Origin of the sequence: Aliiroseovarius sp. xm-d-517 (assembly GCF_013283135.1) — a bacterium.
Taxonomy (GTDB): domain Bacteria; phylum Pseudomonadota; class Alphaproteobacteria; order Rhodobacterales; family Rhodobacteraceae; genus Aliiroseovarius; species Aliiroseovarius crassostreae.
The window spans coordinates 2156343-2169069 of sequence record NZ_WBXT01000001.1; the positions used below are offsets into that span (position 1 = coordinate 2156343).

At 46.8% G+C, this 12727-nt stretch carries 15 protein-coding genes; 5 read left to right on the top strand and 10 right to left on the bottom strand.

What is annotated here, in order from left to right; translation table 11 throughout:
• Positions 1 to 108 precede the first annotated feature (108 nt).
• The 4 genes from XMD517_RS10420 to XMD517_RS10435 form a co-directional block, all read right to left on the bottom strand.
• Positions 109 to 1083 (bottom strand): hypothetical protein, encoded by a 975-nt coding sequence (locus tag XMD517_RS10420; RefSeq protein ID WP_173486223.1) that lies wholly within the window; start codon positions 1081 to 1083, stop codon positions 109 to 111.
• Positions 1046 to 1297, bottom strand: coding sequence for a hypothetical protein (locus tag XMD517_RS10425; protein WP_173486224.1), 252 nt, complete (start codon positions 1295 to 1297; stop codon positions 1046 to 1048). The genes XMD517_RS10420 and XMD517_RS10425 overlap by 38 nt, the downstream gene beginning before the upstream one ends.
• A gap of 419 nt (positions 1298 to 1716) precedes the next feature.
• Positions 1717 to 2139, bottom strand: coding sequence for a DUF6641 family protein (locus XMD517_RS10430; RefSeq protein WP_173487878.1), 423 nt, complete (start codon positions 2137 to 2139; stop codon positions 1717 to 1719).
• A 59-nt stretch (positions 2140 to 2198) separates the two neighbouring features.
• On the bottom strand, positions 2199 to 2915 hold the full coding sequence (locus XMD517_RS10435; RefSeq protein ID WP_173487877.1) for a hypothetical protein: 717 nt from the start codon (positions 2913 to 2915) through the stop codon (positions 2199 to 2201).
• A gap of 97 nt (positions 2916 to 3012) precedes the next feature.
• Here XMD517_RS10435 and XMD517_RS10440 point away from each other — a divergent pair, with 97 nt between their 5' ends.
• Complete coding sequence (locus tag XMD517_RS10440; RefSeq protein WP_173487876.1) at positions 3013 to 3213, top strand: hypothetical protein; 201 nt, start codon at positions 3013 to 3015, stop codon at positions 3211 to 3213.
• Positions 3214 to 3364: 151 nt separating this feature from the next.
• Positions 3365 to 4123, top strand: coding sequence for a GNAT family N-acetyltransferase (locus tag XMD517_RS10445; RefSeq protein ID WP_173487875.1), 759 nt, complete (start codon positions 3365 to 3367; stop codon positions 4121 to 4123).
• On the opposite strand, the gene XMD517_RS10450 is transcribed toward XMD517_RS10445, so the two are convergent.
• The 6 genes from XMD517_RS10450 to XMD517_RS10475 are packed head-to-tail and all read right to left on the bottom strand — an operon-like array spanning position 4012 to position 10414.
• Complete coding sequence (locus tag XMD517_RS10450) at positions 4012 to 4623, bottom strand: GIY-YIG nuclease family protein (RefSeq protein ID WP_173487874.1); 612 nt, start codon at positions 4621 to 4623, stop codon at positions 4012 to 4014. The genes XMD517_RS10445 and XMD517_RS10450 overlap by 112 nt on opposite strands.
• Entirely contained in the window at positions 4623 to 5267 is a 645-nt protein-coding gene (locus tag XMD517_RS10455; protein ID WP_173487873.1) for a hypothetical protein, read from the bottom strand. Before XMD517_RS10455 ends, XMD517_RS10450 begins: the two co-directional genes overlap by 1 nt.
• A 14-nt stretch (positions 5268 to 5281) precedes the next feature.
• A complete protein-coding gene (hsdR, locus tag XMD517_RS10460; protein WP_173487872.1) occupies positions 5282 to 7594 on the bottom strand; it encodes an EcoAI/FtnUII family type I restriction enzme subunit R in 2313 nt (770 codons plus the stop codon).
• On the bottom strand, positions 7591 to 8751 hold the full coding sequence (locus XMD517_RS10465) for a restriction endonuclease subunit S (protein WP_173487871.1): 1161 nt from the start codon (positions 8749 to 8751) through the stop codon (positions 7591 to 7593). Before XMD517_RS10465 ends, hsdR begins: the two co-directional genes overlap by 4 nt.
• Positions 8751 to 10205, bottom strand: coding sequence for a type I restriction-modification system subunit M (locus XMD517_RS10470; RefSeq protein WP_173487870.1), 1455 nt, complete (start codon positions 10203 to 10205; stop codon positions 8751 to 8753). The genes XMD517_RS10465 and XMD517_RS10470 overlap by 1 nt, the downstream gene beginning before the upstream one ends.
• A gap of 20 nt (positions 10206 to 10225) precedes the next feature.
• Positions 10226 to 10414, bottom strand: coding sequence for an H-NS family nucleoid-associated regulatory protein (locus XMD517_RS10475; protein WP_173487869.1), 189 nt, complete (start codon positions 10412 to 10414; stop codon positions 10226 to 10228).
• Positions 10415 to 10558: 144 nt separating this feature from the next.
• Here XMD517_RS10475 and XMD517_RS10480 point away from each other — a divergent pair, with 144 nt between their 5' ends.
• The 3 genes from XMD517_RS10480 to XMD517_RS10490 all read left to right on the top strand — a co-directional run bounded on the left by XMD517_RS10480 (position 10559) and on the right by XMD517_RS10490 (position 12660).
• Positions 10559 to 11194 (top strand): hypothetical protein, encoded by a 636-nt coding sequence (locus XMD517_RS10480; protein ID WP_173487868.1) that lies wholly within the window; start codon positions 10559 to 10561, stop codon positions 11192 to 11194.
• A 502-nt stretch (positions 11195 to 11696) separates the two neighbouring features.
• Positions 11697 to 11939, top strand: a complete 243-nt coding sequence (locus tag XMD517_RS10485; protein WP_173487867.1) for a hypothetical protein — start codon at positions 11697 to 11699, stop codon at positions 11937 to 11939.
• A gap of 145 nt (positions 11940 to 12084) precedes the next feature.
• A complete protein-coding gene (locus XMD517_RS10490) occupies positions 12085 to 12660 on the top strand; it encodes a site-specific integrase (protein WP_173487866.1) in 576 nt (191 codons plus the stop codon).
• Positions 12661 to 12727: the final 67 nt, after the last annotated feature.

Below are 12727 nucleotides of genomic sequence, written 5' to 3' on the forward strand. Positions count from 1 at the left end.
CCCTGAGCGATCCGGTTCAACTGGGGCGAAGTATGCCGCAACTGTTTCGGGGGCAACAGGCCCCAGAAGTGGCGAGGTGCAGCCTGTTGCCAAGCTGCACTTTCCGCGTCAGTTCAGAGCGATTGTCAATTCTTGCGCCATGTCGCTGAACACCAGGTATTCGCCAACACTGTCACAGCCGGGAGCTGCGATCCGGACCGGCATTTCCCTGGGGTGGTCCTTACCATTGGCACGCAGGAAGACCCCTTCGATTTCGCTGTTGCAGGTGGTTTCCAGAACATGTGCCTCGATCGACATTTCAGGACCAGACAACGAGCGCATCATATAGGCCGGGAAGGTATAGATATCCGCCGCATAGCCCTGCGCGACCGAGCCCAGCACGGTGACAAAGCCACCCTGCCCACCCATGGTGCGGGTCAACCCACCGGGATGGTCCGCCCAAAGATGGCCTTCGTCCCCATAATCTGCCCCCTCCTCAAACGCATGAAGCTGAAGCCCCGTGGCGCCCTGCCAAACCAGAGCCGCCCGGCGATATTGCGCCGCCTCAGGAACGGTCAATTCAAGATGCGCCGCGGAGGTCTCGGCGAGGTAGGCAGAAACCTTGGCGTCACGCGTCAGCGCGGGCACAGTGACCTCAACGCGCCCCTCCTCGTCCAGATATTCGGTAAAGCGAAGCCCCTCATGCGAAAATTCCACCTCTGCATTGGCATTGCACGGCGCCTCTACCGTCAGCGTCATCATCGCCAGATCCTCAACCCGCCCGGTCAGGGACGGGGTGCAGTGATCGGTTGCCAGTGGCACGGGTTCCGCAACAACAGGTTCGGCACTTGGCGAGAGATCCAGCGCGGCGACATCGAAGCTTTCCTCAGGCTGCGGCGCCACCTTCGGCAGGGTTTCGGCAACAGCGTTTGGTTCCGGCTGCACAAGTGCGGGCGTCACCTCATGGTCTGGATCAGGAAGATCCTCGGCCAGGTCAACCTCAGCAACTTGCGGCAGAGGGTCAGCCTCGGGCGCCAATGCCTCAACCTGTGCTTCGGCCTGCGCCTCAACTGCCGGGGTTGGCAGAACTGAAGCGGTTTGCACCGGCTGAGGCTGCACAACTGGGCCCGCAACCTGCGATTGGGATTGGGATTGTCCGTTCTGCATATAATACCCAGCCCCCAGCGCAATCACCAAAGTGGCTGCTGCCGTTCCAAGGCGTTTTTTTGTCGATCCCCTGAAGGTCGATCTTTTTCAGTCCCTGAAAATCAATGCTTTTCAGGTCAATCTCTTTCAGCTGGCCCAAAAGCTCTCGCATGATGGCCTCCCATGAGTTTTGTTCAGCCTAAAGATGTCAGGGGATTGTGCCGGTTTTTGGGAGGTTCTGAGGAGTTTTAAGATTTTCTGAACGGATTTTTTGCTTTATTTTCACAACACTAAACAATCACGTCTTATTTTTGCCAGATCTGAAACAAAAACACGCCCCAGCGCGGGAAGGCACCGGGGCGTGTCATGAAACGGTTATGGAAAGCTCAGAGTTTGCCGTGGCAATGCTTGAACTCTTTTGGTGAACGCTAAGTCACTGTTTTTATTGTTTTATTAGTAACCACAAACATAACGCATAACATCTGTGTAACACTCAACCCATTGATAACATTGAACAAAAATACACGAAAATTCGCTGTCTCACTGTCACCCTAACTCGTACATTAAGGTGACAGTACAGTACACATAAGCTTACTTAAGGATTGGCTTAGTCAAACCCACTTGCTGCTCAAGTACTGCGTCAAGCTCACCAGCAAGCACAGCCAATAACAACTTGCGTAGCGTACCTTCAACTTCGTCAGTGCTCTTTAATACAATCGCATTCTTACCTTTGGCTAACTCCAACGGTTTTGCACCGTAACGCACTGTCAACTGTACGCTACCGTCCGCTGCTTCCAACCACCAACGTTTGATACGCTTGGGCTGTTCAACTTTGTGTTCTGTACTGTCTGCACCTTTGCTCCAAACAATCTTAGTTGGACGATAGGAACTGTCTATTGCGAGCTTGATTTGCTCTTCAATTTTCGCAGCAAGCTTGGTTCTGCGACGTACTACAGGACTACGCACTGCGTCTGGTTTGTACACTGCAAGCGTAACGGATTGGATAAAGCTCATAGTAACCTCCATCTGTGTTACTATGTGTGCAGTCAAATTTTCAGTATTCCTACCAAAATCTAAGGAAAAATTCCCTTACCTACGTTCCTCACCATACGCTTCGCTGCTCCATAATCGCGTGATACAAGTGTAGAAATTCTGCGTGTGTAATCACCAACAGTTTCTTCATCCTGTTTGTCAGACTTAAGCCGTAACCGTTTGAACGCTTCAAAATTCGAAATATCTGGTTGGCTTTCTTTAAGTTCGAAAATGCGGAAATATCTAGCTAACGCTTCTACCTGAACAGGTTTACTCAAGCTATAACGTGCATTGCTGCGTTTTGGATTCTTAACGTTTCTTCCCTTCTCAAAGCTAGCGTACTTACGCAGTATCCTGTCAATACCTGCATCAATAAATTTTCTTTGCTCATTGACATTGATGCTAATGAGAATGTTTGAATTCCCCTGCAAAGCATCCTCAGCTTGCGAAACACTTTCCACAACATGAGTCTTTGCACCAGTCAACGGCTCAGCAAAGAGGAACTCACCTCGTCTTTCCACTTTTGACACTCGTTCCGTCCACCATTGAGTGAAAGCGATATGCTTATCAACACCGCGTTCAACTTGTCCAAAATCCTTTAGCACATCCTCGTCAATGACACCAAACCTTGCACGATTTTCCGCCGCGTACGAAAGAGCCAACCACCAAAAATAATATGGTGACTGTTCAACCTTCCAATGAACTGGAGCTTTGTAACTTCCAAAGCGTGGTGCGTGGCTAATGAAGTAGCGTTTCATTTGTCTGACAACCATCAAAGTTTCTGATGTAGGTTGGACTACAAAGAGCAAAAAGCAAGGTAAAAAAATACATGTTCAAACAAAGGAGTAAACGAACATGTATCAACTCAAATTTAGCAATATACTCAACGAAACCACTGTGCAAACATTTGAAAACAGCACTGAGGCAGTAAATGTGGCAGTACACCTGCAAGTAATGGACGGTGGTTACAACACAAGCACTGACTGGTGGTACGAAGTAACAGACAGTGACGGCAACACTGTATACGCTGACGAGTGTCTGCGAAACTTTGAATAAAACTATGACATTAAAAACAGCAGCTTAACGGCTGCTGTTTTTTTGTCGATTTGTCTGACACACATCAAACACACCAAAGCTCGTTGGAATAATGATTCAGTAGTCATTGGTAAATTATCTCCATTAGCAACGCACAGAAAATGGAGATGATATGTACGCTAAGCACAACTTTAACATTGAGCACGAACAGAAAGTCAATTTTCGAAAAGCGGCTTCAGCACGTGATATTGAAGCTGCTTACAAAATGGGAAAAAATTGGTATAAAGACTACATTGCAGCAGGTGATTTTGCTTTAGATTACGCAAGTATAAGTGACTTAGAGGATGCGGCAAAAGACGGTGAGTTAGTAATAGCCATAAGTGATAATAAGTACGCAGGTTTTGCAGAGTTAAAACGTTGCAATGGAAAGGTTGTCATCAATGTCGTATACGTGTTGCCTAAGTTCAGAAGAATGGGCATCGCTAAGGCACTCTATCAACATCTTATCAACCAGTGTGAGGCGACTGAAATTGAGCTGACATTTAAGCGAGTTTTAGACAGAATTGACTATTGGAAATCACTTGGCTTTGCGAGTGTAAAGAGTTTAGAAGGGTATTATCGTCTACGTGATTTGTGTCGTCTGTCTACAAGCGGGTTTGAAAGTCGTTTGCTTTCTGTTGCTCCTAATAAATCAGACATTCAAAATTATCGTAACACACAGGGAAGAACGGTAAGTTTAGATGTAAAGCCTAGACTTTCTAAAGTTCACAAATTTTTAGGTATCCAAAAAAGCTTGCACTACGGTGCAGGCTTTTTTCATTACTCTTCCTCTCTATTCAAAAAACGTTCCACCCGTTCGCTAAGCGTTTCGCCGTCCTTCATCCAATATGCCCAGCCATTTGCCTGTTGCCACTTGTACCCTTGCCTATGAAGCATGGTTAAAGCAGCCTTGCTCAAGCTGGTAACTTCACCTTCAAACTCAATCTTCTTTTCAGCTACTACAGTTGCAGTTACACTCTCATCTCGTGCATAGACTAGTACATCGCCAACGGATATCCGTGCATCTGCAAATGAGTATGACTTTCGTTTGGCGACAGTTCGCTCTAACGCTTCGATTCCTTCAGCATCTTCAGCAATATCTTCACGCGGTGTAACATCACGCCCAGCTGTCAGCTGTAGAGCAGATATAATACGCTGTGCGTCTATCTCAAAAAACTCGCGTGTTGTACGTACACGTACATCTGCAAAGGCTTGGTGAACAAGGCGTTCAACTCTAACATCGTCCTCAACTTCGATAGCGAACACACAGCGGAAGGGCAAAGGCACACTTGTATTGTCCAGCTGTTTCAATCGTTGTTCCAAGTCAATGGTTCGCCCAACTTTCACATAGCTGTCAAAGGCAGGGTTAGTTAGAACGTAAACGATGCCCATTAGTTTCTTCCTATGCTGTAAATCGCCTGCTCAACGACGCTTAACTTCACTGCTTGTTTGCTTTGAATACGGCTATCTTCACGCAAACGGTCGTGACTGCGAGAAGTTACGAGACGTGGTAAAGATACTATATCTGCACCAATGCCATCTTCAGCATCAAAGCTAATGTATCTGTCAAACCACGTTTGAAGATATGGATTAACGTGCAAAATTTCGTGCAGTATTTCTATAGCCTGTTCACAGCATGTCTCACTCTTTGAGTAGAAACGCTTCGCAGTGCTGTGCTTGCCCTTGTTACTGTATCCTTCAGCACGATTGTAGTTGAACGTTGCTTGACGTAATTTCTCTTCATAACGGCTTAGTTCAACTGGCTTGTCTTTGAGTTCTTGTCGCAGCTCAAGTTGTTCCGTCCATTGCACCGCTATCTGTGCATATTCATCTTCACTCAGCCATGTTTTTAGTTGGCGATTTTGCACGTTTTCTCCACGCTTAAGCTTATCAGCTATCGCTTGCAGCTTGTTCAAACGTTTGGCTTCTTCATATGTGAGCGTTTCTCTACGTGGGTTAGTTCGCTCAATACGTTCTTGCAGCAGCTTACGAATATCGCTGCTTGGCTTCTTTTGGCTATCATACCATTCGCTCAACTAGCTGCTCCCAGTCAACTTGCATACAAGTGCTGCTGAAAGTCTACGAACGTCTTTTGTATGTCTTGCACAGTGCCCAACGCTTGCTGTGCAGCATGAATGCTACCGTACTTGGCTGTGAGCACAGTACTCAGCTTACCCACATCAAGTTCGTCAACGCCTATGTTCACATAGTTGCGTAGCACGTACTGAACAAATTCACGCTGCTGTAGGTTAAGCAGATTGTAGATGTTGTCTTTGTTGGTTTCTACACGTGCAGCACGGCTCACTGGTGCTTTAGCGTATGCTATGTACTCCAACACATCGAACAAGTCGCTATCTCGTGCGTTGATAAGTTCTTGCAACTTCTCCAAGTCGTCTTTGTGGCAACCTGCACTTTCCAGCTTCTTCAACAGTTCCCTACGTGTCATTGGATTTGCCCAAAGTCTACGCAGCTGCTCTTCACTGCCCAACAACTGTGGCAGTTTAAGCGTGTCAAACAGGCGTTTGAGAAACTCTTCGGCACTTATGGGTTTGCCATCTACATAGAAATAAGTGCTGCTCATACTCTGCAATTCACGTACTTTGCCGTCACTGAGTTTGATACGCAGCTTGGGTACAGCTGGCGGTTCATCTTCGCCGCCGTCAGTTCCACCCTCAATGCCAGGTGTTGGTGGTTTTGGTGTACGTGGTTCTTTGGGTTCTGGCTCTACAGGTTCACCGTCCCACTCAGCGTCATTAAACAGGTGATAAGCGTTCACAAAATCTACGATTGTAAAGAAATGTTTGCCCTCAAACAGCCGCGTACCACGCCCAATAATCTGCTTGAATTCAATCATGCTGTTCACAGGACGTAGCAGTACGATGTTTCGAACGTTTCTAGCATCTACACCAGTTGTCAGCTTCTGGCTTGTGGTAAGGATGGTTGGGATTGACTTATCGTTGTCTTGAAACTGCTTTAGGTAAGTATCACCAATCGCACCGTCGTTGGCAGTGACACGCACACAGTAGTCTACGCTGTTGCTCTTAGCTTCTTGATTAATCAAGTTACGCACCAAGCCAGCGTGTGCTTGGTTCGCACAAAACACGATAGTTTTTTCGTTCTTGTTGATAGCAGCAAGCATATCCTGCACACGCTTGCGTTCGCGTTCTTCAATAATGATACGACGATTGAAGTCTGCTTCTGTGTACACGTGTCCTTCGTCTACTTCGCCTTCAAGCACTTCGTCGTCACTGGTGTACACATATTCGTCTATGGTTGTTTGGATACGCTTGACTTTGAACGGTGTTAAGAAACCGTCCTGTATCCCTTCTTTAAGACTGTAGGTGAACACAGGCTCGCCAAAGTAGTCATAGGTATCAGCGTTGTCTGTTCGCTTAGGTGTTGCTGTCAGCCCTAAATGTACCGCACTGCTGAAGTAATCCAATATGCCACGCCAGCTGCTTTCGTCGTTGGCACCACCTCTATGACATTCGTCTATAATCACAATGTCAAAGAAGTCAGGCTCATACTCACCAAAGTACGGCTTACCTTCTTCACCACTCATAAAAGTTTGGAAGATGGTGAAGAACACGCTGCCGTTCTTTGGCACTTCACCACGTTTGGCAATGTCACTGGGATTTATACGTACTAGTGCAGCTGCATCAAACGCCCCAAAATCCAAGTATGCTTGGTTAGCAAGGATGTTTCTGTCAGCTAAGAACAGAATACGTGGCTGCCTTTTACCGTCTTTCTGTTGCGTCCAGCGGCTTTTGAACAGCTTCCAAGCAATTTGAAATGCAATAAAAGTCTTGCCTGTGCCCGTTGCCAACGTCAGCAGCACACGCTGTTTGTCTTTGGCAATCGCTTCAACAGCACGGTTAACTGCAAGCTCTTGGTAGTAACGTGCTTGCTTCATTCCGTTCATGTTTTCAAACGGAACAGCGTTAAAGCGTTCTAGCCACTCGTTAGCTTCACCAAAGGTACGTTCCCAAAGCTGCTGTGGCGTTGGAAACTGTTCTACCTTACCTTCGGTTCTTGCTTTGTGATTTATTTCGTAGATTTCTTTGCCGTTGGCGGCGAAGCTGGTATGTAAGCGTAACTTTTGTGCGTAGAGCTTTGCTTGTGCCACACCCTCACTGACATCAAGTTCGTTGCTCTTAGCCTCAACAACAGCCAGTTTGATGTTCTTGTACTCAAGCACGTAGTCAGCTTTGAGCATACCTGTGCGAATACCACTGGCACGGATTTCGCCAGCGTTAATGTTGTACTCACGCCTAACACGCACACCAGTCTCTGCACTGGTTATCCAACCAGCTGCCTCAAGCTGTTTGTCAATCAGTTCTGCACGTGTATCACTCTCGTTCATGCAGCCTCACTTCGTTGCAGCTCTTGTGCTAGGATTGCTGCTTTCAGATGACTTAAATTCTCAATCTTCTCAATGGATACACGTGAAAGCTCCTTCACACTGGGCTCAACCGTCTGCATAAGCTTTACAGCAGCATTTTGTAACTCGATTGACGGCACATAGAAATTCAATTCTCTTTGCCGTGTAATTCCGATGTATGCACGAGTGGTTCCAATACCAGCAATCTCTCTGAGCTGCTTCTGAAAATACTCGCTGCGAAATTGGTAGTACAAAAATTCTCGAGACAATTTTTGTGCGTCAAGCACACGATACGCAGTTACTTGAGGAGTGAGCATTACATAGTCACAGTTACAGGACAGAATTGCCACTTCCCCAATTGTACCTTTATGAGTAAGGAGTACGTCTTTATCCTCTGCGAAGCCCTTCCTAAGGGTGTCCGCTAATGCTCTCGAGAGGAACTTGCAATTCTCTAAATCAACGTTACCGTGTCGTATATCAGAAGCCATCAAAAAAGGAACGCCAGAACTTACATAATCTTTTGCCTTTGGATGTATTTCTCCATGGTTACCATCAAATGGAGCCTGAAGCCATCCATGTTCTATGGCTTTATTGATGGTTAGGATATCGTATTGCGAAGCGTTTTCTGCCAACCAACCAGACATAGCTTGTGCTTCAAGTGCTTTGCCTGCGGAATATTTCTGGTATTGTACCTCAATCGCCCTATCAATCTCCGCAAACGCAGCATCTAGCTTGGCAACGATGCGTTGTTGTTCTACGAGTGGGGGGAGTCGTACTTCTACTGGCGCTAAAGACTTTCGCGTAATCTGTGGTTGTGCAGTTCCACTTATTACCGCGTTGGTTATGTGCCTTTGTAGAAGAAAGTAGTGCAAGTACTCTTTCATAACCACATCTTTGGGCTGGATAACCATCGCATTGCCAGTTATCCAACACTTTCCCTGCGTTACGTTGACTTCCCCACAGCTTCCTCGACAGCCAATCACAAGCTGAGAGTCCTCGTGGTTGTAGCTATGGTACTTACCTATTACGCCATTAGCTCCGTAAACTGGATATTCACCGTCTTCAGACATCTCCTTTTTGGTGATGGTTTTGGGCTGATAGAGGTTGGCAATATCACCAAGCTTTACTGTCTTCCACATCACAGCAACTCCTTAATCGCTTGCAATGCTAGTGCAGCCTGTGCGTCAAGTTCTTCAATCTCTGCAATGATTTCTTGCGGTGTTCGCGTATCAACTGTTTCAACGCGGTTGGGATTGTTCACAGTCAAATCCCAAGTGCTTGTGTTCAGTTTTTCTACGTCTACGCACCAGCTGTTTTCACCCAGCTCTTGCGTCTTAGCCAAGTCCACAAATTCAGCCAAGTCACGCTCGTTAAGTGGGTTTGTCTTACCCATGTTTCTACCCGCATTGAGTTGGTAGTACCAAACACGTTCAGTTGGTTTGCCCTTCTCAAAGAAAAGTACAACAGTCTTAACGCCCGTTCCCAAAAACGCTCCGCCAGGCAAATCCAGCACAGCGAACAGGTTACACTCTTCAAGCAGCTGCTTGCGTAGTGCTACGCTTGCGTTGTCTGTGTTGCTGAGGAACGTGTTTTTGATAACCACACCACATCGTCCACCAGTCTTAAGAATTTTGATAAAGTGCTGTAGGAACAGATAAGCTGTTTCACTGGTTTTGATTGGAAAGTTCTGCTGTATCTCAGCACGTTCTTTGCCACCAAAAGGCGGGTTCGCTAGTACTACGTCCACCCTGTCTTTTTGCTGAATGTCTGCGATGTTCTCAGCCAGCGTGTTGGCGTGTACGATGTTAGGTGCTTCTACGCCATGCAGTATCATGTTCATAATACCAATAACGTAGGCTAGGCTTTTCTTCTCCTTGCCGTAGAACGTGTTGGTTTGCAGCGTTTCATATTCTGCTGCACTCAGCTCTTTGCTGTTACGCATCCAGTCATAAGCTTCACACAAAAAGCCCGCACTGCCCACAGCACCGTCATAAACAGTTTCACCAATCTGTGGATTAACTACCTTCACAATGCTTTTGATAAGCGGACGTGGCGTGTAATATTCACCACCGTTACGCCCAGCATTGCCCATGTTTTTGATTTTATCTTCGTACAAGCTGCTCAACTCGTGCTTGTCCGCGTTACTTAAGAACTTAAGTTCGTCTACTTTATTGATAACGTCACGCAGTGCGTAGCCACTTTGCAGTTTGTTACGCAACTCACTGAAGATTTCGCCAATCTTATAGTTGATGCTGCGTGGATTGTCTGTGGTTTGTTTGAAGCTGGCTAGGTATGGAAACAGCTTGAGATTAACAAACTCACGCAAGTCGTCGCCAGTGAGTGCTGTGTTATAGTCCAGTGTTCCGTCTGTACGACGCGGTGCAGCCCATTCTTGCCAACGGTATTCACCGTCAATGATACGGCTGTAGGCTTCACCATTCAGCAGTGCAGCTGTTTCTTTTTCAGCTTCGTAGTCGTCCAAGTATTTGAGGAAAAGCACCCAACTTGTCTGCTCAATGTAGTCAAGTTCGCTGCTGCAACCAGCGTCTTTCCAAAGTGTATCGTCAATGTTTCTAAACGCGGCTTCGTACACGAGTGCTTTTCCTTATCAAATTACTTCTTTGCAGTGCGTGGTTTACGCCCTTCAGCCAAATAGCCTTTTAGCATATTGGCTGTGAAACCATGTGCTTTGCACAGCTGACGCACAGTCTTCAAATCTTCTGTTTTCTGTGCCTTTTTTGCAGCTTCAATCTCAGCAGCCAGTGCTTCTTGCTGAGCTAGCAGTTCTTCAAGTTTGCTCATTGGTGTCTCCCTATGTTCCACAGCACCTGTGCTGCTTGTGAGTACAGTCCTATGTGGAAACCAACTTGGCAAGTCTCAAGTGTACTCCAGTTTTTCCAACGCCTTTGCCCGCAAAGATAAATACTTCGTAGAAGGTAGGAAAACATGAACTGGAACAGACAGATACAAACAGCTTGGCAACAGGAACTAGCGAAAGGCAACTACGACACAGTGGGTGTTCTCAAGTTCAACAAGGGCACTGCGATAGGTAATACCACAGCAGAAGCATTGTATGGTGCATACTGGCACAAGTTGGACAGAGTGCTTTTTGGACGTGCAGCTGACAAAGGTGTGTGCGTAGAGCGTTGGTGCTTCACTGAAGGTGGCGAACTTGGTGACAACACGCATATGCACTTCGTTGCACGTGCTCCTATCAGTACCACCCTGTTCTGTGCAGTAGTGTCAGCACTGTGGGTGAACTTTCACCGTTACACCAGTTCGTACGGATACAGCTGGATAACACCTACACAGTGCAACTCTGCTGCTAGTGCTTACAACACAAAGGAAACGTGGTGGCTACGTGACGACATGACAGGGTTACGCTGTTCACGTCACAACACCACAGACATTGATTACACCACATTTGAAACCCCAGCACAGGCAAACAGAATATTAAACCGCATAGGCATAGAAGAACTGGTTAGAGCCACTGAGGCTGTTGATAGGCACATTACAAAAACAACTGAACGCAGGCAGTTCAGGCAGCGACTTGTTGAATTGCGAGGCATACAACAAGCCTAAGGCTCAACACATTTTGGATTAGGGTACAGCTTCGCCAAGTGGACTGGCGGGGCTTATCCTTAGTATTTCTCAAACAAAACATACAAAGAAACAATCAAACAAAACACATCAACAGACACAAAGACATTCACTGAGCAACGCTCAGCTGTGCGTAGGTGTTAAATACACTACAGGAGACAAGCACATGACATTAATTGAGCAGACATACAGCCTACTACGTGACGCTGATTTGGTTCGTACACGTGAACAGTTCAGCACTGACTATGTAGGCAAGAACCCAAACTGGTACAGCTATCAAACACACGTGGGTAGAGACTTTAGCGTGTTGGCAGCTGCACATTGTCTTAGAACAATCTCCAAGCTATCCAACGCTGAAGGCATACAATCCAAGCAACGACGTTCGCTAGCACGTGCAGGTGCCCTACTTGACGGCTACTTACGCGAACAACACTTGGCACTAGCATAGTCCATGCACTAGGCTTTCAGCATAAGGAGGTGCTTTATGGCAGATGGATTAGACGAGTACAGACACCAGCCACTGCTTTGGTGCTCCCTAGCTGTATTGGAGCTCAATGAATTTGACATAGAAGACGACGCTCAATGCTCGCCAGCACACATCCAGCTACTTGTGGAACGTACTATGGAGTTCATTACGCAGTGCTTTGAGGAAGAAGAGCTGCCAGTTCCAACAGCAGAGCAAGTGTTGCAACATACGCTCAAGCGTGTTGAGTTACTACGAAGCTGAAATGTTATAGAATATGTAATCCCTAACATTTTCGCCAATTCATTTCGATAACAAAGACTTAGTGTTTCCTGTCTTAATCGTCGTCCAAACTATTGTGTGGCTTTATACTCAAACGCAGTAAAACCACACATTTAGGGGCACAAACGTGAAACAAGCCAAACTCTTAACTGACGCGGAATTTCGACGCTTGAGTGCTGTAATCAACAGCCTTCGTCACAGCACACGTAACCACACAGCTGTAGCACTCAGCTTCTATGCAGGGCTACGTGCTTGCGAAATAGCTGCACTGCGAGTGGGTGACGTATTTGAAGCCAACGGTGAACCACGCGACACCATTTACTTGTCAGCTGCACAGACGAAGGGAAACGACACGGGCACAGTGCTTGTAAATCGCCGTCTACGTGCCCAACTCCAACGCTACGCTGCTGCATACCCAAAGCGTGTCGCACAGCCCAGTGCAGCGTTGCTGTACAGTGCTAAAGGTGGAGGATTTACAGCACAAACCACAGTGAACCTGTTTCAACGCCTGTATCGTCTTGCAGGCATAGCAGGTGCTAGCAGCCATAGTGGGCGTAGACAGTTTGTAACGGAACTGGCTGACAAGGGCGTCAATGCACGTGTTGTACAGGTACTTGCCCGTCACAAGCACTTAAGCACCACACAGCGTTACATAGACGTAAACGACAACAAGCTACGTGCTGCTGTTGAGTTAGTTGGATAGGACTATTTGAACTATGCCTCTCTGCCCCACAGTCAATCAGAAATTTTTGCAACTTCAAAACGCAAAA